General features: G+C 71.2%; 15 protein-coding genes and 1 pseudogene. 4 read left to right on the top strand and 12 right to left on the bottom strand.

The window, feature by feature from the left end:
* Positions 1–75, top strand: a pseudogene (locus ABZT17_RS34795) (RdlA protein); the annotation flags it as partial.
* Positions 76–177: 102 nt separating this feature from the next.
* On the opposite strand, the gene ABZT17_RS34790 reads toward ABZT17_RS34795, so the two are convergent.
* From ABZT17_RS34790 to iolC, 10 genes are all read right to left on the bottom strand, one after another.
* Positions 178–2,118 carry an AMP-dependent synthetase/ligase gene (locus ABZT17_RS34790; RefSeq protein WP_356354986.1) on the bottom strand — a complete coding sequence of 647 codons (1,941 nt, stop codon included), beginning with the start codon at positions 2,116–2,118 and terminating at the stop codon, positions 178–180.
* Between the two features lie 70 nt (positions 2,119–2,188).
* On the bottom strand, positions 2,189–3,793 hold the full coding sequence (locus ABZT17_RS34785) for a von Willebrand factor type A domain-containing protein (protein WP_356354984.1): 1,605 nt from the start codon (positions 3,791–3,793) through the stop codon (positions 2,189–2,191).
* Positions 3,794–3,964: 171 nt separating this feature from the next.
* The gene (locus ABZT17_RS34780; RefSeq protein ID WP_356354983.1) at positions 3,965–4,828 is read right to left on the bottom strand and encodes an ABC transporter permease; all 864 of its coding nucleotides are present in this window, start codon (positions 4,826–4,828) and stop codon (positions 3,965–3,967) included.
* Entirely contained in the window at positions 4,825–7,500 is a 2,676-nt protein-coding gene (locus ABZT17_RS34775; RefSeq protein ID WP_356354981.1) for an alpha/beta fold hydrolase, read from the bottom strand. The genes ABZT17_RS34780 and ABZT17_RS34775 overlap by 4 nt, the downstream gene beginning before the upstream one ends.
* Positions 7,501–7,681: 181 nt before the next feature.
* On the bottom strand, positions 7,682–9,079 hold the full coding sequence (locus ABZT17_RS34770; protein ID WP_356354979.1) for an APC family permease: 1,398 nt from the start codon (positions 9,077–9,079) through the stop codon (positions 7,682–7,684).
* A 206-nt stretch (positions 9,080–9,285) separates the two neighbouring features.
* A complete protein-coding gene (mmsA, locus tag ABZT17_RS34765) occupies positions 9,286–10,788 on the bottom strand; it encodes a CoA-acylating methylmalonate-semialdehyde dehydrogenase (protein ID WP_356354977.1) in 1,503 nt (500 codons plus the stop codon).
* Between the two features lie 14 nt (positions 10,789–10,802).
* Complete coding sequence (gene iolD, locus ABZT17_RS34760) at positions 10,803–12,692, bottom strand: 3D-(3,5/4)-trihydroxycyclohexane-1,2-dione acylhydrolase (decyclizing) (protein WP_356354975.1); 1,890 nt, start codon at positions 12,690–12,692, stop codon at positions 10,803–10,805.
* Positions 12,689–13,516, bottom strand: a complete 828-nt coding sequence (gene iolB, locus ABZT17_RS34755) for a 5-deoxy-glucuronate isomerase (protein ID WP_356354973.1) — start codon at positions 13,514–13,516, stop codon at positions 12,689–12,691. Before iolB ends, iolD begins: the two co-directional genes overlap by 4 nt.
* A gap of 7 nt (positions 13,517–13,523) precedes the next feature.
* Entirely contained in the window at positions 13,524–14,528 is a 1,005-nt protein-coding gene (locus tag ABZT17_RS34750; protein ID WP_356354972.1) for a deoxyribose-phosphate aldolase, read from the bottom strand.
* A complete protein-coding gene (iolC, locus tag ABZT17_RS34745) occupies positions 14,525–15,481 on the bottom strand; it encodes a 5-dehydro-2-deoxygluconokinase (RefSeq protein WP_356354970.1) in 957 nt (318 codons plus the stop codon). The genes ABZT17_RS34750 and iolC overlap by 4 nt, the downstream gene beginning before the upstream one ends.
* A 125-nt stretch (positions 15,482–15,606) precedes the next feature.
* Here iolC and ABZT17_RS34740 point away from each other — a divergent pair, with 125 nt between their 5' ends.
* The 3 genes from ABZT17_RS34740 (at position 15,607) to ABZT17_RS34730 (ending at position 18,136) form a co-directional block, all read left to right on the top strand.
* Positions 15,607–16,524: a sugar phosphate isomerase/epimerase gene (locus ABZT17_RS34740; RefSeq protein ID WP_356354968.1), complete on the top strand. Its 918-nt coding sequence runs from the start codon at positions 15,607–15,609 to the stop codon at positions 16,522–16,524.
* Between the two features lie 192 nt (positions 16,525–16,716).
* Positions 16,717–17,574 (top strand): helix-turn-helix domain-containing protein, encoded by an 858-nt coding sequence (locus tag ABZT17_RS34735; RefSeq protein WP_356354990.1) that lies wholly within the window; start codon positions 16,717–16,719, stop codon positions 17,572–17,574.
* 361 nt (positions 17,575–17,935) lie between these two features.
* Entirely contained in the window at positions 17,936–18,136 is a 201-nt protein-coding gene (locus ABZT17_RS34730; protein WP_356354966.1) for a MerR family transcriptional regulator, read from the top strand.
* Between the two features lie 87 nt (positions 18,137–18,223).
* On the opposite strand, the gene ABZT17_RS34725 is transcribed toward ABZT17_RS34730, so the two are convergent.
* Together ABZT17_RS34725 and ABZT17_RS34720 are read right to left on the bottom strand one after the other, a co-directional pair.
* Positions 18,224–19,267: a zinc-dependent alcohol dehydrogenase family protein gene (locus ABZT17_RS34725; RefSeq protein ID WP_356354964.1), complete on the bottom strand. Its 1,044-nt coding sequence runs from the start codon at positions 19,265–19,267 to the stop codon at positions 18,224–18,226.
* A complete protein-coding gene (locus ABZT17_RS34720; RefSeq protein WP_356354962.1) occupies positions 19,227–21,503 on the bottom strand; it encodes an MMPL family transporter in 2,277 nt (758 codons plus the stop codon). The genes ABZT17_RS34725 and ABZT17_RS34720 overlap by 41 nt, the downstream gene beginning before the upstream one ends.
* Positions 21,504–21,548 lie beyond the last annotated feature (45 nt).

The following is a 21,548-nucleotide window of genomic DNA, read 5'->3' as shown; positions in this document are numbered from 1 at the left end:
AAGGGCGACGAGCCGCTCTCGCACATCCTGGACAACATCCCGGTCCTGTCCGGCAACGGCGCCCAGGGCAGCTGATCGCAGAACCTGTGCAGCGGGCCGCCGAGCGTATCGGCGGCCCGCTTCGCTGTGCGCTCGCGCCTGTCGTGCCCGGGTGAGCCCGTTGTGCCCGGGGAGCCCTCAGCGCTTGTAGAGCGCCTCGATCTCGTCCGCGTAGGCGGCGTGCACCGCGTGCCGCTTGACCTTCAGCGACGGGGTCAGCATCCCGTTGTCCTCGGTGAACTCGCCCTCGACCAGGGTGAACGCCCGGATCGACTCGGCGCGGGAGACCGCCTCGTTGGCGTAGTCGACGGCCTTCTGGACGTCGGCGCGGATGCGCGCGTCCTGGGCGACCTCGGACATCGGGGTGTCGGCCGGCAGCTTGCGGACCGCCAGCCAGTGCGCGACGGCCTCCGGGTCGAGGGTGATCAGGGCGGCGACGAACGGGCGGTTGTCGCCGACGACCAGGCACTGCCCGACCGGCGAGCGGCTGCGCATCCGGTCCTCCAGGACGGCCGGGGAGACGTTCTTGCCGCCGGAGGTGACGAGGATGTCCTTCTTGCGTCCGGTGATGGTGAGGTATCCGTCCCCGTCCAGTGATCCCAGGTCGCCGGTGGCGAACCACTCGTCCCGCAGTACGGCGTCGGTGGCCGCCGGGTTGTTCCAGTAGGCGCCGAAGACGATGCCGCCCTTGATCAGCACCTCGCCGTCGTCGGCGATACGGACCGCGGTGCCGGGGACCGGCCGGCCGACCGTGCCGGGGCGGGGTTCGAGGGGCGGGACGATGGTGGCGGCCGCCGATGTCTCGGTCAGGCCGTAGCCCTCGTAGACGATGATGCCCGCGCCGTAGAAGAACAGGTTGAGGTTGCGGTCGAGTGGGGAGCCGCCGCTGATGGCGTATCGCATCCGGCCGCCGAGCTCCTTGCGGACACGGCGGTAGACGAGCAGGTCGTAGAGGGCCCAGGCGGCGTAGAGGGCGGGGCTCGGGCCCTTGCCGGTCCCCAGGAACTTGTCCAGGTACGCCTGCCCGAAGCGGACGCCGACGCGGTCCGCGCGGTCGAAGGAGGCGCCCCGGCCGATCTTCTCGGCGGTCGCGCGGCCGGTGTCGTGGATCTTCTCGAAGAGGTACGGGACGCCGACGAGGAAGGTCGGACGGAACTCCTTGAGGGCGGGCCGGAGTTCGTCGGGCTTGATGCTCGGGAAGTGGCCGATCTCGATCCGGGCCATCAGGCACGCGATCTGGAGGGTGCGGCCGAGGATGTGCGCGAGGGGGAGGAAGAGGAGGGTGGAGGCGGTCTGCCGGGTGACCTCCTTGAAGATCGGGTGCAGCAGCTCGACCATGTTGGCGGCCTCGGCGTACAGGTTCGCGTGGGTGAGGACACAGCCCTTGGGCCGGCCGGTGGTGCCGGAGGTGTAGCAGATCGTCGCGATGGTGTCCGGGGTGAGGGCGGTACGGCGCTTGGTGACCTCCTCGTCGGGGAGGTCCCGGCCGAGGACGGTCAGGTCGTCGATCGCTCCCCCGGCCGCGGCGACTGGCGTCGGGCTCAACTCCCAGATGCGGGGCGGCGTTTGATGGCCCGCGGTGGCGGTCGTCACGGTGGCCGTGTTCTCGGGCGTCTCGGTGACGACGAAGACGGCGCCCGAGTCGCGGACGATCCACTCGACCTGCTCGGCGGAGGAGGTGGCGTAGACCGGGACGGTCTGGCCGCCGGCGGCCCAGATCGCGAAGTCGAGGACCGTCCACTCGTAGCGGGTGCGGGACATCACGGCGACCCGGCCGCCCGGTTGGAGTCCGGCGGCGATCAACCCCTTGGCGACGGCGGTGACTTCGCGGGCGAAGGCGGCGGCGGTGACGGGCTGCCAGCCGTTGTCCCGCCCGCGGCACAGGACCACGGCGTCGGGGGCCTCGGCCGCGTTGGTGAAGGGAAGGTCGGCGGTGCTGCCGGTGGTGGGGGTGGTGGACAGCGGCGCGGTGCGGACCTCGCGCACCACGCCGTCCTCGTCCCTGACCACGTCGATCCTGGTACGGGAGGCCAGGTCACCGCGCTTCTTCGCCCGCTTCAGATCCTTGCGTACGCCCATGACGGCTCCCGGTCGACTGCGACTGGCAGGCCAACTTACTCGCAGGTAAGGAAACGTCAATGGGGCGTGCTCACTTCATGAGGCTCGCCTCGTCGATGGCGTCCGCCAGGTGCTGGACGTCGGTGTCGTCGGTCTGGTCCGCCAACGCGTGGGCTCGTTCGCCGAGTTGGTCGAGGCCGGGGTTGCCGGGGAGGGAGCCGGTCTTGGTGTCGAGTTCGCCGGACCGGTCGTCGCCGGTGCGCAGCGAGTCGGCGAAGTAGGCGGCGACCGCGGTGACCTGGAAGCTCTTCGGGGCCTCCCAGAGGTCCCCGTGGAGGGCGCCGGTCTCCAACTGGCCGCTCTCCTCGTGCGGGGAGCGGGTGTCGGGGTCGAGCCAGCGGACGCTCGCGGTGGCGAGATGGCCGTCGGCGCCGGGCCTGGTGCGGACGGCGTAGAGAGCGGTGACGGTGTGGCCGGGGCCGACCTCGCCGCCGTCGACGTTGTCGTCGCGGAAGTCGTCGTCGGCGACCTTGCGGTCCTCGTAGCCGACGAGGTGGAACTCGGCGACCGTCTCGGGGTCGAAGGCGACCTGCGCCTTGGCGTCCCGGGCGGCGAGGTCGATGTTCTGCGGGAGCTGGTCGACGAAGACCTTGCGGGCGTCGGCGTCGCCGCCCACGTAGGCGGTGTGGCCGTCGCCCTTGTCGGCGAGGCGTTCCATCAGGGCGTCGCCGTAGTCGCTGCCGACGCCCACGCCGAAGAGGGTGATGCCGTGGTCGCGGCGCTCGTGCGCCACACGCTCCAGGATGGAGTCGGCGTCGGTGTCACCGGTGTTGGCGAGGCCGTCGGAGATGAGGACGACACGGTTGGTGGCGCCCTTGCGCAGCCCCTCGGTGGCGGTCGCGTAGCCGGTCTCGACGCCCGCGCCGAGATTGGTGGAGTCCTCGGTCTCCAGGGAGTCGATCGCGTCGTGGACCCTGCCCCGGTGGTCGCCCAGACGGGTCATCGGCAGGACGGTCTTCGCCTCGTCGCTGAAGGTGACCAGGGCGACCGAGTCGTCGTCGCGCAGCTTGTCGGTCATCGTGTCGAGGGACCTCTTGGCGAGGTCGAGGCGGCCGATCTCCTGCATGGAGCCGGAGACGTCGACGACGAAGGTGAGGGCCGCGGGCGGCCGTTCGTCGTCCGACTCGGCGGCGCGGGTGGCGAGGCCGACGCGGACCAGGGACCAGCGTGGACGGTCGGTGCGGGCGCCGTCGACGGTGACCGTGAAGCCGTTGCCGTCGGGCCGCTCGTAGTCCTGACGGAAGCTGTTGATGAACTCCTCGGGCCGTACGTCCGACGGGTCGGGCAGCCGGCCCTCGTCGAGGACGCGGCGGGCGTAGCCGTAGGAGGCGGTGTCGACGTCCAGGGCGAAGGTGGAGAGGTAGTCGGTGGACGGCGAGCGGGTGGGTTCGCCCGTCGCGCGGCGGTTCTCGCCGGCGGCCGCGCTGCCGGCCGGGCCGGGGGCCGGAAGGCCCGCGCTGTGATGGGAGTCCGAGTGGTCGCTGGAACCGGAGCTGCTGGTGTCGCTCGCGCTGCACGCTGTCAGCAGCAGGCCGCTCGTCGCCGTGAGGGCGAGAAGAGCGGTGTGCAGCCTTCGCCGGGTACGGCGGTGCGGTGGGCCGTCCGGCCTTGACGGTGGTGTTCGGTGCCGCTGCATCTTCCTTGCCCCCTCTGTCGTCTGACGCCTCCGAGAACCGGGGTGCGGACCGGGCTCTCAGTGACTGTGACGGCGGAGGGGGGCGGAACGTGCGACACGGGGCATTGCGGATGGATCTCGAAGCGGCCACGATCATGGCCCGTCGAGACCGGTGGGAGATCCTCCGTTGACCTAGGAGACCACGTCCTTGCGGGCGAAACCCCGGAAGGCCAGGGCGAACAGCACCAGCGCGTACGTTATGGAAATCGCCGTGCCCTGGATCATGCCGGACCACTCGGGGTGCGGCTGGACGGCGTCCGCCCAGGCGAACTGCCAGTGCGCGGGCAGGAAGTCGCGCCAGTGGCCGAGGGCCGTCACCGCGTCCAGGACATTGCCGACGATGGTCAGCCCGACCGCGCCGCCGACGGCCCCGAGGGGCGCGTCGGTCTTGGTCGACAGCCAGAACGCCAGTCCCGCGGTGACCAGTTGGGAGACGAATATGTACGCCACCACGACCAGCAGGCGCTGGGTGGCGGTGCCGGTGGCCAAGGAGCCGCCGGTGGGGATCTGCAGGGGCCCCCAGCCGTAGGCGGCCGTGCCCACGGCGAGGGCGACCACGGGCAGCAGGATCATCGCGGCCAGGCTGAGGCCGAGCCCGACGACGAGCTTGGACCACAGGAGGCGGGCCCGGGGGACGGGTGCGGCGAGCAGATAGCGCAGGGAGGACCAGCCCGCCTCGGAGGCCACCGTGTCCCCGCAGAACAGGGCGACCGGGATGACGAGGAGGAAGCCGGCCGACACGAAGAGGTTGACGGCGGCGAAGTTGGCGCCGGACGCGGTGGCCGTGTCCATGAGGGTGATCTGGCCGCCGCGGTCGCTCGGGGTGCCGCCGATCGCGAACGCGATCAGCAGGACGAAGGGCAGGGCGGCGAGGATGCCGGCCATGACCAGGGTGCGGCGGCGCTTCAACTGGCGGACCAGTTCGACGCGGAGGGGCAGGGTGCGGCCCGCCCTGTACCCCGAGGCAGTTTCGGCGCGCTCGACCAAGGTGGTCATGCGGAACCTCCGATCAGGGTGAGGAAGGCGTCTTCCAGGCGGCGGTGGGGGCCCAGGGAGGAGACGGGTACCTCCAGGCGGACCAGTTCCATGAGGAGGTCGGCCGCGGTGGCGGCTGCGCCCCTCGGCGGCGTCGCGGCCAGGCGTACCAGGAGGCCGCCGTCCGTTCGGGTCGCCGAGTCGACATCCGGTAGTGCCGCCACCTTCTCCACCAATGGGTCCGGGATGTCGGTTGCCAGGCCTACCAGCAGGGTGTCACCGGACCCGACGATCTCGGACACCGGTCCCGCCTGGACCAGTCGGCCCCGGTCCATCACCACCAGGTGGGTGCAGGACTGTTCGACCTCTGCCAGGAGGTGGCTGGAGACGATGACCGTGCGGCCCGCGGCCGCGTAGCGGATCATCACCCCGCGCATCTCGCGGATCTGCGGCGGGTCGAGGCCGTTGGTCGGTTCGTCGAGGATGAGGAGGTCCGGGAGGCCGAGCATGGCCTGGGCGATGGCGAGGCGCTGGCGCATGCCCTGCGAGTACGTGCGGACGGCTCGGGCGAGTGCGTCGCCGAGGCCCGCGATCTCCAGGGCCTCTTCCATGTGCGCGTCCTCGGGCGGGCGGCCCGTGGCCTGCCAGTACAGCTCCAGGTTCTCGCGGCCCGAGAGGTGCGGCAGGAAGCCGGCGCCCTCGACGAACGCGCCGACCCGGGAGAGGACGGGAGCGCCCGGGCGGATCGCGTGGCCGAAGACGCGGATCTCGCCGTCGTCCGGCTTGATCAGGCCCATCAGCATGCGCAGGGTCGTGGTCTTGCCCGCGCCGTTGGGCCCCAGCAGGCCGAGGACCTGGCCCTTCTCGACGCGGAAGGAGAGGTCCCGGACCGCGTAACGGTCCGTCGACCTGGCGTACCGCTTGCTCAAGTCGGTGATCTGGAGCGGGACTTCGGCCAGCTCGGGGTCGGGGGGCGGTGCCGTGGTCGTACGGCGGCGGCTGGTGAGGAGCAGGGCCAGGGCGATCAGCGCGCCGGTCAGCGGGAGCCACCAGACCCAGGAGGGCAGGGCGGCGGCCGCGGTCGTGACACCGGGGGCCGTCGGCACCGTCAGGTCGCCCTTGAGGGAGACGGTGTACTTCGCCGGGGCGGTCGGGGAGGCGTAGCCGAGGTCCGTGGAGGCGAGGACCAGACGGAGGCGGTGGCCCTGCTCGATCTCGTGGTCGATCGCCGGGAGGGTGATCGTGACGTCCTTGCCGGACTTGGCGCCCTGGACGCGGATCGGGGTCACCAGCTGCGAGGGCAGTACGGGTGTGCCGCCGCCGGGTCCGACGTCGTAGACCTTGGCGAACAGTACGGCGTCGTCGCTCGTCGAGGTGATGTGGACGGTGGCCGTAGGGGATCCGGTGATACGCAGGCCGCGGCTCACCGGCGCCGACTCGAACCGCGCGTACTGGCCCGGGAAGTCGAGCGAGACGCCTACGCCGAGGGAGGAGAGCTGGGCGAGGCCTCCCGCGCCGCCGAGGCCGGGGAGGGCGGAGACGGCGGGCGGGTCGGAACCGGCCGGGTTGTCGAAGGTCTGCTGCCCGCCGGTCAGGGCGACGGACTTCCGCCCGCTCTCCAGGCCCGGGTAGGTGTCGTCGCTCGCGCCCCGGAGCTGGGCCGCTCCGTCGGTCGAGTCGACGCCTCCGGTGCGGGTGACGCGGAAGGCGGGGCCGGTGTCGGTGGCCTTGTCGTCCTTGAGGTACCGGTCGAACCAGGCACGCACGCGTGACTGGACGCGGCTCGCCTCCAGGTCGCCGCCGTCATGGCCGCCCGCGATCCAGTCGACGTCGACGGGTGCGCCGTTGGCCCGGATGGCCTTGGCGGCGGCGTCGGCCTGGCCGAGCGGGAAGAGGGAGTCGGTCTGGCCCTGGGTGAGGAGGGTGGGGACCTTGATCCGGGACGCCACGGCTTGGGGCGAGCGGGCTTCCAGAAGCTGCTCGGCCTGTGCGTCCGGCCTGCCGGACTCGGCGACCCGCTCGTACATCTGGCACAGCTGTGGTTCGAACTTGTCGCAGCCGCCGCCGGAGTTGACGAAGATGCCGGCCCAGAGCTTCTTGAAGACGCCGTTCGGGAACAGGGCGTCCGCGAGGTTCCAGTACGTGATCGACGGGGCGATGGCGTCCACGCGGTGGTCGTAGCCGGCCGCGAGGAGGGAGATCGCGCCGCCGTACGAGGCGCCCGCGACGCCCACCCGCGGGTCGCCCGCCCTGTCCAGCTGGACCTGGGGCTGTTTCGCCAGCCAGTCGATCAGCCGGGAGACGTCGGCGACCTCGCCCTTGGGGTCGTTCAGGCCGATCTTGCCGGTGGACCTGCCGAAGCCGCGGGCGGACCAGGTGAGGACCGTGTAGCCGTCTCCGGCCAGGTCTTCGGCCTGTCCGCGTACGTCGTCCTTGGTACCGCCGAAGCCGTGGGCCAGCAGGACCGCGGGGTGACGCGAGCCGCTCGGGCCGGACGTGAAGTACGAGGTGTCGATGCGGACGCCGTTCATCGCCATGATCCGGTCGGTGCGGTGCACCTTCGGGGTGGCGTCGGAGGCGGCGGCCACCGTCCAGGTCCCGGCTCCGGCGAGCACTACGACGGCGGCCCCGGCGGCCAGCAGCCTCCGGGGCCTCCGCAGCAGCCCTCGCGGCGCGGGCAGTCGAAGATCCATGCGTCAACGGTACGGGGTGTCTCTGACAGTCGGAGCAGACCCGAGGGTGAGGGGGTGGCCATCCTGTGGGCGTATGGCTGGCAGGCTTGTACCGCGAGTGAAGTACGGCTACTGGGTTGGTGCGTTCGGTGGATCGCCGTCTGCGGGTGCGTGGGGGCTGGTCGCGCAGTTCCCCGCGCCCCTAACCACGCTGGTCCTCGGGGAGTGAGATGAGCCACCGGGTCTCCCTGCGGGGGCGGAGGTACAGGGCCCAGTACAGGGTCGCGGCCGCCGTGATGCCTCCCGTCCACAGCAGGTAGCTCGTCTCCTGCTGGGTGAGGATGTAGGTCAGGACGGCGATCAGGAGGACCGGCATCGCGGGCCACAGGGGCATGCGCCAGGCCGGGGTGTGCTTGTGGTGGCCCCGGCGGGAGAGCAGGGCGGCGACCGCGACCAGGAGGTACATGCCGGTCACGGAGACGCCTGTCACACCGTAGAGGGTGTCGAGGTTCACAAAGCAGAGCAGGGCGCCGGGGACGCCCACGGCGAGGGTGGCGACCCAGGGGGAGCCGAAGCGGCCGAGCTTCGAGAAGACCTGGTTGACCGGGGCGGGCCAGGCCTTGTCGCGGGCGGAGGCGAACAGGACGCGGGAGTTCTGGATGACCATGACGATGCCCGCGTTGATGATCGCGAGGGCCACGCAGAGGCTGACGAAGGTGCCGACCGCCGAGTCGGACCAGGCCGTGACCATGCTGCTGATGTCGCCCCCGGTGAGGGCGGAGAGGTCGGGGGCGCCCATGGTGATCGCCGCGACCGGGATCAGGATGACGAAGGTGGAGATCGCGAGGGTGGCCAGGACCGTGCGGGCCACGTTGCGGCGCGGGTGCTCCAGTTCCTCGGAGAGGTAGACGGCCGTCGAGAAGCCCTGGGTGACGAAGAGGGCGATCGCGAGGCCCGAGACCACCAGCATGGCCGTCACGGTGTCCGTGTGGCCGTGGGCGCCCGCCACCCGCATGGAAGTGAGGCTGCCGAGGCCGCGCTCGCTGTGCGAGAAGCCCAGGACCGCGACCACGCCCGCCGCGACGACCTCCAGAACAAGGAAGATGCCGGTGATCCAGGCGTTGGCGCGCAGGTCGAGCAGACCGGCGAGGGTGGCCAGGAGCATGACCCCGGCGCCGGTGAGGGCCGGGTCCAGATGGACGACCGGGGCCAGGTAGTCCGCCGTACCCATCGCGATCACCGGCGGGACGATCATCACCACGAGCAGGGAGAGGACGAAGACCAGCCAGCCCGCGAGGCGGCCCGCGAGCGTCGACACCATCGCGTACTCGCCGCCCGCGCTGGGGATGAGGGTGCCCAGCTCGGAGTAGCAGAACGCCACGGCGATACAGAGGAGGGAGCCGATGGCGATCGTCAGGGCGGTGGCCGTGCCGAGGGTGCCGAACAGATCGGGGACGACCACGAAGAGCGTGGAGGCGGGCGTCACGCACGAGAGCGTGAGGAGGGTCCCGCCGACGACTCCGATGGAGCGCTTGAGCTTCTGGGGGCTGCCGGACGCCGCGACGGCAGCGGTCTCGACAGGGCGGAGCGTGTCGGTCATACGGCGGTTCCGATCGACTCGTACAGCAGGTCGTACAGCAGGACTGCGCTGCATGGAACCCCGACGAAAACCAGCACGTCAATGGCCCTCAACCTACGAAATCCGTAGATCGAGGGCCATTTCTTTGCCGTATTCGCGATATACCGACCGGGCCTACACGGTTTTCGCGCCCTACGGGAACCGCAGGGCGCGGCCGTAAAAAAACCTCAGTGGTTGCGCGGGAAGCCCAGGTCGACGCCGGCGGGGGCGTCGGCCGGGTCGGGCCAGCGGGTCGTGACGACCTTGCCCCGGGTGTAGAAGTGGGTGCCGTCGTTGCCGTAGATGTGGTGGTCCCCGAAGAGGGAGTCCTTCCAGCCGCCGAAGCTGTGGTAGCCGACCGGGACCGGGATCGGGACGTTCACGCCGACCATGCCGGCCTCGATCTCCAGCTGGAAGCGGCGGGCGGCGCCGCCGTCCCGGGTGAAGATCGCGGTGCCGTTGCCGAACGGCGAGGCGTTGATGAGGGCCACGCCCTCCTCGTACGTCTCCACCCGCAGGACGGACAGGACGGGGCCGAAGATCTCGTCCTGGTAGGCCTTCGCGGTGGTGGGGACCTTGTCGAGGAGGGAGATGCCGATCCAGTGGCCGTCCTCGAAGCCCTCGACGGTGTAGCCGGTGCCGTCCAGGACGACCTCGGCACCCTCGGCGGCGGCGCCCTCGACGTAGGAGGCCACCTTGTCGCGGTGGACCTTGGTGATCAGCGGGCCCATCTCGGAGGCCGGGTCGTTGCCGGGGCCGATCTTGATCTTCTCGGCGCGCTCACGGATCTTCTCGACGAGTTCGTCGCCGATGGAGCCGACCGCGACGACCGCGGAGATGGCCATGCAGCGCTCACCGGCCGAGCCGTAGGCGGCGGAGACGGCCGCGTCGGCCGCCGCGTCCAGGTCGGCGTCCGGGAGGACCAGCATGTGGTTCTTGGCACCGCCCAGGGCCTGTACGCGCTTGTGGTTGGCGGAGGCGGTGGTGTGGATGTACCGGGCAATGGGGGTGGAGCCGACGAAGGAGACGGCCTTGACGTCCGGGTGCTCCAGGAGGCGGTCGACGGCCACCTTGTCGCCGTGGACGACGTTGAAGACACCGTCGGGCAGGCCCGCCTCGGCGAGCAGTTCGGCGATCTTGATCGAGGCCGAGGGGTCCTTCTCGGACGGCTTGAGGACGAAGGTGTTGCCGGTCGCGATGGCGATCGGGAACATCCACATCGGGACCATCGCCGGGAAGTTGAACGGGGTGATGCCCGCGACGACACCCAGCGGCTGGCGGATGGACGAGACGTCCACCCGGCTCGCCACCTCGGTCGACAGTTCGCCCTTGAGCTGCACGGTGATCCCGCACGCCAGGTCGACGATCTCCAGGCCGCGGGCGACCTCGCCCAGCGCGTCGGAGTGCACCTTGCCGTGCTCGGCCGTGATCAGCTCGGCGATCGCGTCCCGGTTCGCCTCCAGGAGCGCGCGGAACCTGAACAGGATCGTGGTCCGCCTGGCCAGCGAGGAGGTGCCCCAGGACAGGAAGGCGTCCTTGGCGGCGGCCACCGCCGCGTCCACCTCCTCGACCGACGCGAACGCGACCTTCGTGGTCACGGCGCCGGTCGCCGGGTCGGTGACCGGGCCGTAGTTCCCCGACGTGCCCTCGGCGGTCTTGCCGCCGATCCAGTGGTTGACGATCTTCGTCATGCCCAGTTGCTCCTTCACAGATGGCGGCGTCGGGTGGAGACGTGCCGTTCGTACAGCTCTCGTGCCTTGACCGCCGACGGTCGGGTCGCGGTCTCGGCCACAGGAACATCCCACCAGGCCTGCGCCGGAGGCGCGCCCGACACAGTGTCTGCGGTTTCGGTCTCGACGTAGACACATGTGGGTGTGTCGGCGGCGCGGGCCTCGGCGAGCGCGTCCCGGAGGTCGCTCACGGTCTTGGCGCGCAGGACCCGCATACCCAGGCTGGCCGCGTTGGCGGCGAGGTCCACGGGCAGCGGAGTGCCCGTGTAGGAACCGTCGGCAGGCGAACGATGGCGGTACGCCGTGCCGAACCGCTCGCCGCCGACCGACTCGGACAGACCGCCGATGGACGCGTACCCGTGGTTCTGGATCAGCAGGATCTTGATCGCGATGCCCTCCTGTACGGCCGTCACGATCTCCGTCGGCATCATCAGATAGGTGCCGTCACCGACCAGCGCCCACACGGGACGGTCCGGGGCCGCCATCTTCACGCCGATCGCGGCCGGGATCTCATAGCCCATGCAGGAGTAGCCGTACTCCAGGTGGTACTGGTCGCGCGAGCGGGCCCGCCACAGTTTGTGCAGGTCGCCGGGGAGGGAGCCGGCCGCGTTGATGAGTACGTCCGACTCGTCCACCAGGGAATCGAGCACCCCCAGCACCTGCGGCTGGGTCGGACGTACGTCCGGTTCGTCGGCTTCGTAACAGGCGTCGACGCGCTGCTCCCAGCGCTCCTTGTCCTCGGTGTACTCGGCGACGTACGCGTCCGTGACCCGGTGGTCGTGGAGCTCCAGCGCCTCGGTCAGCTCCTCCAGGCCCGAGCGGGCGTCCGCGATCAGCGGCATGCCGGCCAGCTTGTGGCCGTCGAAGGGCGCGATGTTGAGGTTGAGGAAGCGGACGCCGTCGCCGGTGAAGAGGGTGCCGGAGGCGGTGGTGAAGTCGGTGTAGCGGGTGCCGACGCCGATCACCAGGTCGGCGGTGCGGGCGAGTTCGTCCGCGGTCGCCGTGCCGGTGTGGCCGACGCCGCCGACGTCCTGCGGGTGGTCCCAGGTCAGACTGCCCTTGCCGGCCTGGGTGGAGGCGACCGGTATGCCGGTGGACTCGGCGAACTCGGCGAGCGCGCCCTCGGCCCGGCTGTGGTGGACACCGCCGCCCGCGATCACCAGCGGCCGGCGCGCGTTCCTGATCGCGACGACGGCTTCGGCGAGTTCGGTGGGATCGGCACCCGGACGTCGTACGACCCAGGTGCGTTCGGCGAAGAACTCGTCCGGCCAGTCGTACGCCTCGGCCTGGACGTCCTGCGGGAGCGCCAGGGTCACCGCTCCGGTCTCGACGGGGTCGGCGAGGACCCGCATGGCGCCCAGCGCGGCGGGGATCAGCGCCTCCGGGCGGGTGACGCGGTCGAAGTACTTCGACACCGGGCGCAGACAGTCGTTGACGGACACATCGCCGGCGTAGGGGACTTCGAGCTGCTGGAGGACCGGGTCGGCGGGGCGGGTCGCGAAGACGTCGCCGGGCAGGAGCAGGACCGGGAGGTGGTTGATCGTGGCGAGCGCCGCACCGGTGACGAGGTTGGTGGCGCCCGGGCCGATGGAGGTCGTGACGGCGTGCGCGGACAGACGGTTCGACTGGCGGGCGTAGCCGACCGCCGCGTGCACCATGGCCTGTTCGTTGCGGCCCTGGTGGTACGGCATCTCGTCGGCGTACTCCACGAGTGCCTGGCCGATGCCCGCCACGTTGCCGTGGCCGAAGATGCCCCAGGTGGCGCCGATCAGCCGCCGGCGTACCCCGTCCCGCTCCGTGTACTGCGCGGACAGGAAGCGGACGAGCGCCTGCGCGACCGTGAGCCTCGTCGTTGAGGTCGTCATCGGTAACCCTCCGTGTGATCCGGATGGAAGCAGATCCGCCACTCCCGGGTCTCGCCCGGGCCCGCCATGACGTTCAGGTAGTACATGTCGTGACCGGGCTGGGCGACGGACGGGCCGTGCCATCCGTCGGGGACGAGGACGGCGTCGCCGGAGCGGACCTCGGCGAGGACGTCGGTTCCGCCCTCACGGGAGGGAGATACGCGCTGATAGCCGAAACCGTTCGGACCGTCGATCTCGAAGTAGTAGATCTCCTCCAACTCCGCTTCCACGCCCGGCCGGTGCTCGTCGTGCTTGTGCGGCGGATACGACGACCAGTTGCCGCCGGGGGTGATGACCTCCACGGCGATCAGCTTGTCGCAGTCGAAGGCGTCGGCCGAGGCGAAGTTGCGGACATGGCGCAGCTGCCTGCCACTGCCGCGTTCTTCGACGGGGACCTCCGGCGCGGGGCCGTAGCGGGCGGGGAGTCGTCGCTCGCACTTCGCTCCTGCCAGGGCGAAGCGGCCTCCCGCGCCGGAGGCGATCTGGACCCGGGCGTCTCGGGGTGCGTACGCGAAGTCGGTGGCCGACGCGAACACGCTTTCCCTGCCCAGGAGTTGGAACTCGTCTGTGCTGCCTTCGATGCCTATTTGCACCGTACATCCGCCTTCCAGCGGAAGCACGATCCACTCACTGTCGCCGGTGGTGAAGGTGTGCGTACCGCGCTCCGCCAGCTCGACGATCCGCAGACTGCAGAACGACCATCCGGCCCGCTTGGGATCGATGTCGAGGGCGTGGTTCGCGTCCGCGGTGGCGCCCTTGACGACATGGAGCTCGGTGCTGCTCATACGGCCCTCACAACAGTCCTACGGCGGTGTCCACGGCGGCGGCCACATCGCCGTCCGCCGGATAGAGCAGCGACCGGCCCACCACCAGGCCCCGCACGGTGGGGAGTTGGAGCGCGCCGCGCCACTTCTCGTACGCCCCGTCCTGATCGTCGCCGACCTCGCCGCCCAGCAGCACGGCCGGGAGCGTGGACGTCTCCATCACCTCGGCCATGTCGTCGGGGTTCTCGGTGACCGGGAGCTTGAGCCAGGTGTAGGCGGAGGTACCGCCCAGTCCGCTCGCGATGGCGATGGACTTGGTCACGGCCTCGGCGGACAGGTCGTTCCTCAGTCTGCCCTCGTCCGTGCGGCGGCTGAGGAACGGCTCGACGAACAGGGGAAGCCGGCGCGCCGCCATGTCGTCGATGGCACGGGCGGTCGACTCGAGGGTGGTCAGCGAGCCCGGGTCGTCGTAGTCGATCCGCAGGAGCAGCTTGCCGGCGTCGAAGCCGAGGCGCTCGATGTCCTCGGCGCGGTGGCCGGTGAAGCGGTCGTCGAGTTCGAAGCTGGCGCCCTGGAGACCGCCGCGGTTCATGGAGCCCATGACGACCTTGCCGTCCAGGGCGCCCAGCAGAAGCAGGTCGTCGAGGATGTCGGCGGTGGCGAGGACGCCGTCGACGCCGGGGCGGGACAGTGCCAGGCAGAGGCGTTCGAGCAGATCGGCTCGGTTGGCCATGGCGAACTTGCGGTCGCCGACACCGAGCGCGCCACGGGCCGGGTGGTCGGCGGCGACGATCATCAGCCGGCCGGAGTCGCCCAGCAGCGGACGCCGGGTGCGTCGGGCCGCCGCCTCGGCGATCGCCTCGGGCCGGTGGGCGCGGAGGCGGACGAGCTCCGCCACGTCCACCTTCGGCGGCGGGCTCGATGGCGCCCCGGCCGGCGTGGCGAGGGCCTCGCTCGTCGGCGTCACCGTCATGCCCAGGCAGCCCGTGTCGCCCGTCTCGTCCACGCCCTTGCGGCGTCCGCGGGTGCTCACAGCACCGCCCCGGCCTTGAGCGCCGCCTCGATCTCGTCGACGGTCGGCATCGCGGAGGAGCACTCCAGACGGGAGGCGACGATCGCCCCGGCCGCGTTGGCGTGCCGCATGATCGTCTCCAGGTCCCGGCCCTCCAGCAGCCCGTGGCAGAGCGAGCCGCCGAAGGCGTCGCCGGCGCCGAGCCCGTTGAGGACGTTCACCGGGAGCGGGGGCACCTCGGCGGACTCGCCCTTGCTGTTGACGGCGAGGACGCCCTTGGGGCCCTGTTTGACGACCGCGAGTTCGACACCCGCGTCCAGCAGGGCCTGCGCGGCGGCCCGCGGTTCGCGGACGCCGGTCGCCACCTCCACCTCGTCGAGGTTGCCGACCGCGACGGTGGTGTGGCGCAGGGCCTCCTTGTAGAAGGGGCGGGCGGAGTCGAGGTCCGCGTCCTGCCAGAACATGGGGCGCCAGTCGAGGTCGAAGACCGTCGTACCGGCCTTGGCGCGGTGGGCGAGGGCCGCGAGGGTCGCCGTACGGCTCGGCTCCTCGCTCAGGCCGGTGCCGGTGACCCAGAAGATGCTCGCCTCGTGGATGGCGTCGAGGTCCAGCTCGTGGGCGTCGATCTCCAGGTCCGGGGCCTTGGGCCGCCGGTAGAAGTACAGCGGGAAGTCGTCCGGCGGGAAGACCTCGCAGAAGGTGACCGGTGTGGGCAGGCCCGGGACGGGGGTGACCCAGCGGTCGTCGACGCCGAAGCCCTGGAGGGCCTCGTGGAGGTAGGTGCCGAAGGGGTCGTCGCCGGTGCGGGTGATCACCGCGGTCCGCCGTCCCAGCCGGGCCGCGGCGACGGCGACGTTGGTGGCGGAGCCGCCGAGGAACTTGCCGAAGCTCGTCACCTGCGGCAACGGGACACCGGTCTGGAGCGGATACAGGTCCACCCCGATCCGCCCCATGGTGATCAGGTCGTACGCCATCGGTTTCCCTTCGTTACGGCTCTCCCCGCGTTTCTAGTCCCGTGCGCTCGGCCCTGTCAATGTTTTGTCCAGACATTCGGACGACAGCTTGACAGCGCTTACCGCCGCCGCTGAGGCTGGCCGCTATGAACGCACCCGCGCCCCAGTCCTCACTGTCCCGCATCCGCATCGGGTCGGCTCCCGACTCATGGGGTGTGTGGTTCCCCGACGACCCCCAGCAGGTCCCCTGGCAGCGGTTCCTCGACGAGGTGGCCGGTTCCGGTTACGAGTGGATCGAGCTGGGCCCGTACGGGTACCTGCCGACCGATCCGGCCGTGCTGACCGAGGAGGTGAACCGGCGGGGCCTGAAGGTGTCCGCCGGAACCGTCTTCACCGGGCTGCACCACGGTGCGGCCGTCTGGGAGAAGACCTGGGCGCATGTCGCCGACAACGCGGTGCTCGCGCAGGCGATGGGCGCCTCCCACCTGGTGGTCATTCCGTCCTTCTGGCGGGACGACAAGACCGGCGAGGTGCTGGAGCCGGACACGCTGACGGCCGAACAGTGGCGCAATCTCACCTCTCTGACCGAGCGGCTCGGACGTGAGGTGCGGGAGCGGTACGGGCTGCGGATCGTCGTGCATCCGCATGCGGACACGCATATCGACAGCGAGGAGAACGTCGTCCGGTTCCTGGACGGCACGGACTCCTCGACCGTGTCCCTGTGCCTGGACACGGGGCACTACGCCTACTGCGGCGGGGACAGCGTCAAGCTGATCGAGACCTACGGGGAGCGGATCGGGTATCTGCATCTCAAGCAGGTGGATCCGGAGATCCTCGCGGACGTGCGGGCGAAGGGGACGCCGTTCGGGCCGGCCGTTGCACAGGGCGTGATGTGCGAGCCGCCCACGGGGGTGCCGGCCCTCGGACCCGTTCTGGAGGCGGCACAGAAGCTGGACGTGGACCTGTTCGCGATCGTCGAGCAGGACATGTACCCGTGCGAACCGGACAAGCCACTGCCGATCGCCCAGCGGACCCGGGCGTTTCTGCGGTCCTGTGGGGCTTAGGGAGTTTGACTCTGTCCGGCGCCCCTGAGGGGGTTGCAGCATGGGGGCATGGATAGTGCCGTTCGTGTGCGGGCCGGGCGAGGGCCCTGGGGGGCGCGGGAGAGTGTGGTCGCGTTGCCGGATCCTCGGCTGCGGCCTGGTGTGATCAGTTATCGCGGGATCCGGCTGGCCTTGGATCGGCCCCGGCGGCGGTTGGAGGTGCCCATCGGGGCCGCGACCCTGTTGCTCGGGTTCGAGGAGCCGGTGCGGGTCACCCGGGCCGGGCGGGCTCCGGCCACGCTCGTCTCCGTGTTCGCGGGGCCCACGACCACGCCGGCCATCGGGGAGCACGGTGGGCGGCTGTCGGGGATCGAGGTGCTGATGACGCCCTGGGCGTCGTTCACGCTGTTCGGGACTCCCCTCCATGAGGTCGTCGACCGGACCGTCGATCCCGACGATCTGCCGCATGTCCTGGGCACCCGGGGCATGGGTGAGCGACGGAAGACCATCGGTGAACTCTCCGCCGCGCTCGCCTCGTCGCCCACCTGGGAGGCGCGGTTCGCGCTGCTCGACGATGTGCTGGTGCGGTGGTCGCGGGCGGGGGCGCCCAGTTCGGCGCGGGTCGTACGGGCCTGGTCGGAGCTGGTGCGGACCTGGGGCGCGGTGCCGGTGCGGTCGCTCGCCGATGAAGTGGGGTGGAGCGTACGGCAGTTGGAGAACCGGTTCCGGGAGCAGATCGGGCTGGGGCCGAAGGTGGCCGCCCGGGTGCTGCGGTTGCAGCGGGCACGGCGGCTGTTGGCCGAGGGGTGCGGCCAGGCGGAGACCGCGGCCGTCTGCGGGTTCTACGACCAGGCCCATCTCAGCGGTGAGTTCAGGGCCATGACCGGGTGCACGCCCCGTGAGTTCACCCGGGCGCGCGGGACGGTGCCGATCTCGCAACCGGGAGTGCCGGCCGCCGACCGGATGACCGGCGAGGCCACGAGCCTTCTGCTCACTTCCACCCCGAGTGCGGATTTCTCCAAGACCGGCAGGGTGCGTCGGCTGCACGATGATCGGCGTCCGGCCGGATGATCCCCCTGGGGGAGAACTCTTCGGCGGCAGCGCCACCGGGAGGCGGGGGAGCCGGTGGGTCGGGCCCGGCGCAGCGGGTCCGGCCCACCTCGCCCGGGGCGGTGCGGAAAGCGGCCGATGTCAATGCGCCGCGCCCATGAGCCCGCGTACGCCTCTGCAGCACTCGTGTCACAAACACCCCCTCCGTGTCACACATGTCGCGTGTACGCGGGTTGTGCGTCACGCCCCGTGCACAGGCCCTGACCTGCCCTCACTCTCCGTCGTTCACGGGGCACAGGCTTTGTGATCGCCAGCGCAGCGCCCGGCTCCCCCGACGGCCGCCCCCGGCCGCCCCCGCGGTGCGCGCAGGGAGGTGCACCTCATGACCGACCGACGGCTCTGGTCCTACAAGGAGATCGCGGCGCACATCAATGTGCAGCCGGACACCGTGCGGTCCTACCGCAAGCACGGGCTGCTCCCGCCGCCCGACCATGTCGAGGGCGGCAAGCCCTTCTGGTACGCCGACACGGTCCGCGCCTGGGTGGCGGCCCGCCCCGGCAACCGGGGCCGCAGGGACGCCTGATCCACCCCCTCCCCCCTGAAACCTCCGGTGCCCCACCCCACCCGTGGGGCACAGTCACCCCCATGGCGGCCCGTCACCGGGTCGCCCTCAGCTCCACGGCTCGATGACCGTCACCCCCGCTCCCGGTGCTGTGCCCATCGCCGCCAGTGCCGCCGGGGTGGCGTCCAGGGTGATCGTGGACGTGACGAGGAGGTCGGGGCGCAGGACGGCAGCCCTCACCAGCTCCAGCATCGGCGGATAGGTGTGGGCCGCCATGCCGTGACTGCCCAGGAGTTCCAGCTCCAGGGCGATTGCCCGGGCCATCGGGACGGGGGTCGTGCCGTCCGCCGAGGGGAGCAGGCCCACCTGGATGTGGCGGCCCCGGCGGCGCAGACCGTTCACGGAGGCCGCGCAAGTCGTCGGTGAACCGAGCGCGTCGAGGGACAGATGCGCCCCGCCGCCCGTCAGTTCACGGATCGCCTCGGCCGTGTCCGGGGTGCGGGAGGCGTCGACACACTCCGCGGCCCCGAACTTCCTCGCCAGGTCGAGAGCTTGCCGGGACACGTCGACGGCCACCACCCTCGCCCCGGACGCCGCCGCGATCATCACCGCCGACAGGCCCACTCCCCCGCAGCCGTGCACCGCGACCCACTCCCCGGCCGCGACCCTGCCCTGCTGCACCACCGCCCGGAACGCCGTGGCGAACCTGCAGCCCAGCGAGGCCGCCGTGGCGAAGGAGAGCTCCTGCGGCACGGCGACGAGGTTCACGTCGGCGTGGTCCAGCGCCACGTACTCGGCGAAGGAGCCCCAGTGGGTGAAGCCGGGCTGTGTCTGGCGTTCGCAGACCTGCTGGTCGCCGGCGGCGCATGCCGCGCAGGTGCCGCAGGCGCAGACGAAGGGGACGGTGACCCGGTCACCCGGGCGCCAGGCGGTCACCCGGGGGCCGACCGCCTCGACGACGCCCGCGAGTTCATGGCCCGGTACGTGCGGGAGGGTGATGTCCGGGTCGTGACCCTGCCAGCCGTGCCAGTCGCTTCGGCAGAGGCCGGTGGCTTCCACACGGACGACCACGCCGTGTTCGGCGGGGACGGGGTCGGCGACCTCCCGCACCTCAGCGGGTTCGCCGTACCGTTCGAAGACCACCGCTCGCATCTGCCATCCCCTCGCCGTCGCTCTCCGCGGGCACCTCGTGGCCGGTCGCACCGGCCCCCGCGCCCCTGCCGGGGCGCTCATTCTCGCCCTCGCCCAGGCCGAACCGCGCGTGGAACCTCCGCAGCGGGGCCGGCGCCCACCACGTCGCCCTCCCCGTCAGCCTCATCACAGCCGGCACCAGCAGGCTTCGGACGATCATCGCGTCCATCAGGACCGCGAGGGCGATGCCCAGGCCCAGCATCTTGGTGTTGGTCACCCTGGAGGTGCCGATGGCCACCATGACCACCGCCAGGATCACCGCTGCCGCCGTGATCAGGCCGCCCGTGCGTTGCAGACCGTGGCGGACCGACTCGTTGTGGTCGCCTGTTCTGTCGTACTCCTCCTTGATGCGGGAGAGCAGGAAGACGCCGTAGTCCATGGAGAGGCCGAAGGCCACGCAGAACATCAGGACCGGGAGGGTCGTCTCTATGGAGCCGGGGCTGGTGAAGCCGAGCAGACCGGAGAGGTGGCCGTCCTGGAAGACCCAGACCACCGCGCCGAACATCGCCGTCAGGCTGAGCGCGTTGAGGACGACCGCCTGGAGGGGGATCACGACGCTGCCGGTCAGCAGGAAGACCAGGAGCAGGGTGACGACCGCGATGAAGGCCGCCGCCCACGGGAGGCGTTCGGCTATGGCGTGCTTGGAGTCGACCAGGACCGCGGCCGTGCCCGTCACCTCGGTGTCGAAGGGGGCCTTCGTGGCACGCAGTTCGTGGACCAGGTGCTGGGCCGTGCCGTCCACGGCCTCGCCCTGGGGCAGGACCGTGAAGTACGCGGAGTCGCCCTTCACCAGGGGGCCGTCGACGGAGAGGACGCCGGGGAGGGCCGCCATGTCGTCCTTGTAGGCCGCGTACTGCGCGGGGGTCGCCCTTCCTTCGGCCAGGACCTCCAGGCCGCCGCCCGGGTTGCCCGGGAAGCCGTCCCTGATGTGCTGCTGGACGACATGGGACTCGGCGGTGGACGGGAGCTGGCGGTCGTCCGCGGTGCCGAACCTCACCCCCTGGAACGGGAGTCCGAGCAGGACCAGCACCACCGTGGTCCCGAGGGCGAAGAAGGGGGCCCTGCGCATGACCAGTGCGGCCGTACGGGCCCAGGCGGTGCCTTCCTCGCCGGAGGTCCTCGACGGGCCGCGTCCGCGGCGGAACAGCCGGCGGAGGTCCAGGGCGTCGACCCGGCGGCCCAGCAGGACCAGGGCCGCCGGGAGAAGGATCAGGGCGGCCGCCGCGGCCAGGAGGACCACCGCGATGCCGGCGTAGGCGAAGGACCGCAGGAAGTACTGCGGGAAGACCAGCATCGCCGCCAGGGAGACCGCGACGGTGAGGGCCGAGAAGAGGACCGTGCGGCCCGCTGTGCGCAGGGTGGTGGCGACCGCCGGAAGGGGGTCCGCGCCGGTGGAGAGTTCTTCCCGGAAGCGGCGGACGATGAAGAGGGCGTAGTCGATCGCCAGGCCCAGGCCCAGGGCGGTGGTGAGGTTCAGGGCGAAGACGGAGACGTCGGTGAAGGCCGTCAGACCGCGCAGCACCGCGTTGGTGCCCAGGATGGCGACGATGCCGATGCCCAGCGGGAGCATGGCCGCGACCGCCGAGCCGAAGACCATCACCAGCAGGACGAGCGTCACCGGGAGGGCGATCAGCTCGGCGCGGGCCAGATCCTCCTTGATGGTCGTCTGCATCTCGTGCCGCACCGCGACCATGCCGCCGACCTTCACCGTGAGCGGGCCGTGCGCGCCCCGGTAGTGGGGTGCGATGCGGTCCAGGGTGTCGCTCTGCGCCTTCTCGTCGCCCGTGAGGTGCGCGGCGATCAGCGCCTCGCGGCCGTCCTCGGCGCGCAGGGCCGGCGATTTGGTCCGCCAGTAGGAGCCGACGCCTTCCACGCCCCGCTCGGAGGCCAGCCGGGCGGTGAGGCGGTTCGCCTCGGCGGCGACCGACGGGGCGTCGACGGAGGAGCCGCCGGAGTCGACCAGGAGCAGCAGGTTGGGCTGGGAGGCCGGGAACTCGCGCTCCAGGGCCGCGGTCGCGTAGGTCGACTCCGCGGCCGGGTCCTGCCAGCCGCCGCTGCCGAGGCGGTCGGCGACACCACTGCCGGCCAGCACGGCGAGCGCGGTGATGACGAGGGCCGCCAGCAGGGAGAGCCGCGGGCGCGCGGTGACGAACCGCGTCCAGCCTCCGGGCCTCGGCGGCTTGTTGACTTCGGTCATCGCGCGATGTCCCCTTCATCGTGGCACCATGAAATCGGAAACACG

The organism is Streptomyces sp. NPDC005648 (genome assembly GCF_040605395.1).
Lineage (GTDB): Bacteria > Actinomycetota > Actinomycetes > Streptomycetales > Streptomycetaceae > Streptomyces.
Note: the sequence above shows the minus strand (reverse complement) of the source record. Positions and strands in the feature narration are given on the sequence as shown.

Bases quoted from the DNA above. Each gene is read 5' to 3' on its own strand.
- iolC (WP_356354970.1), bottom strand. From the start codon at position 15,481: ATGGCGTACGACCTGATCACCATGGGGCGGATCGGGGTGGACCTGTAT.
- iolB (WP_356354973.1), bottom strand. From the start codon at position 13,516: ATGAGCAGCACCGAGCTCCATGTCGTCAAGGGCGCCACCGCGGACGCG.
- ABZT17_RS34725 (WP_356354964.1), bottom strand. From the start codon at position 19,267: ATGCGAGCGGTGGTCTTCGAACGGTACGGCGAACCCGCTGAGGTGCGG.
- ABZT17_RS34780 (WP_356354983.1), bottom strand. From the start codon at position 4,828: ATGACCACCTTGGTCGAGCGCGCCGAAACTGCCTCGGGGTACAGGGCG.
- ABZT17_RS34775 (WP_356354981.1), bottom strand. From the start codon at position 7,500: ATGGATCTTCGACTGCCCGCGCCGCGAGGGCTGCTGCGGAGGCCCCGG.
- ABZT17_RS34740 (WP_356354968.1), top strand. From the start codon at position 15,607: ATGAACGCACCCGCGCCCCAGTCCTCACTGTCCCGCATCCGCATCGGG.
- ABZT17_RS34770 (WP_356354979.1), bottom strand. From the start codon at position 9,079: ATGACCGACACGCTCCGCCCTGTCGAGACCGCTGCCGTCGCGGCGTCC.
- ABZT17_RS34790 (WP_356354986.1), bottom strand. From the start codon at position 2,118: ATGGGCGTACGCAAGGATCTGAAGCGGGCGAAGAAGCGCGGTGACCTG.
- ABZT17_RS34785 (WP_356354984.1), bottom strand. From the start codon at position 3,793: ATGCAGCGGCACCGAACACCACCGTCAAGGCCGGACGGCCCACCGCAC.
- ABZT17_RS34730 (WP_356354966.1), top strand. From the start codon at position 17,936: ATGACCGACCGACGGCTCTGGTCCTACAAGGAGATCGCGGCGCACATC.
- iolD (WP_356354975.1), bottom strand. From the start codon at position 12,692: ATGACGACCTCAACGACGAGGCTCACGGTCGCGCAGGCGCTCGTCCGC.
- ABZT17_RS34720 (WP_356354962.1), bottom strand. From the start codon at position 21,503: ATGACCGAAGTCAACAAGCCGCCGAGGCCCGGAGGCTGGACGCGGTTC.
- mmsA (WP_356354977.1), bottom strand. From the start codon at position 10,788: ATGACGAAGATCGTCAACCACTGGATCGGCGGCAAGACCGCCGAGGGC.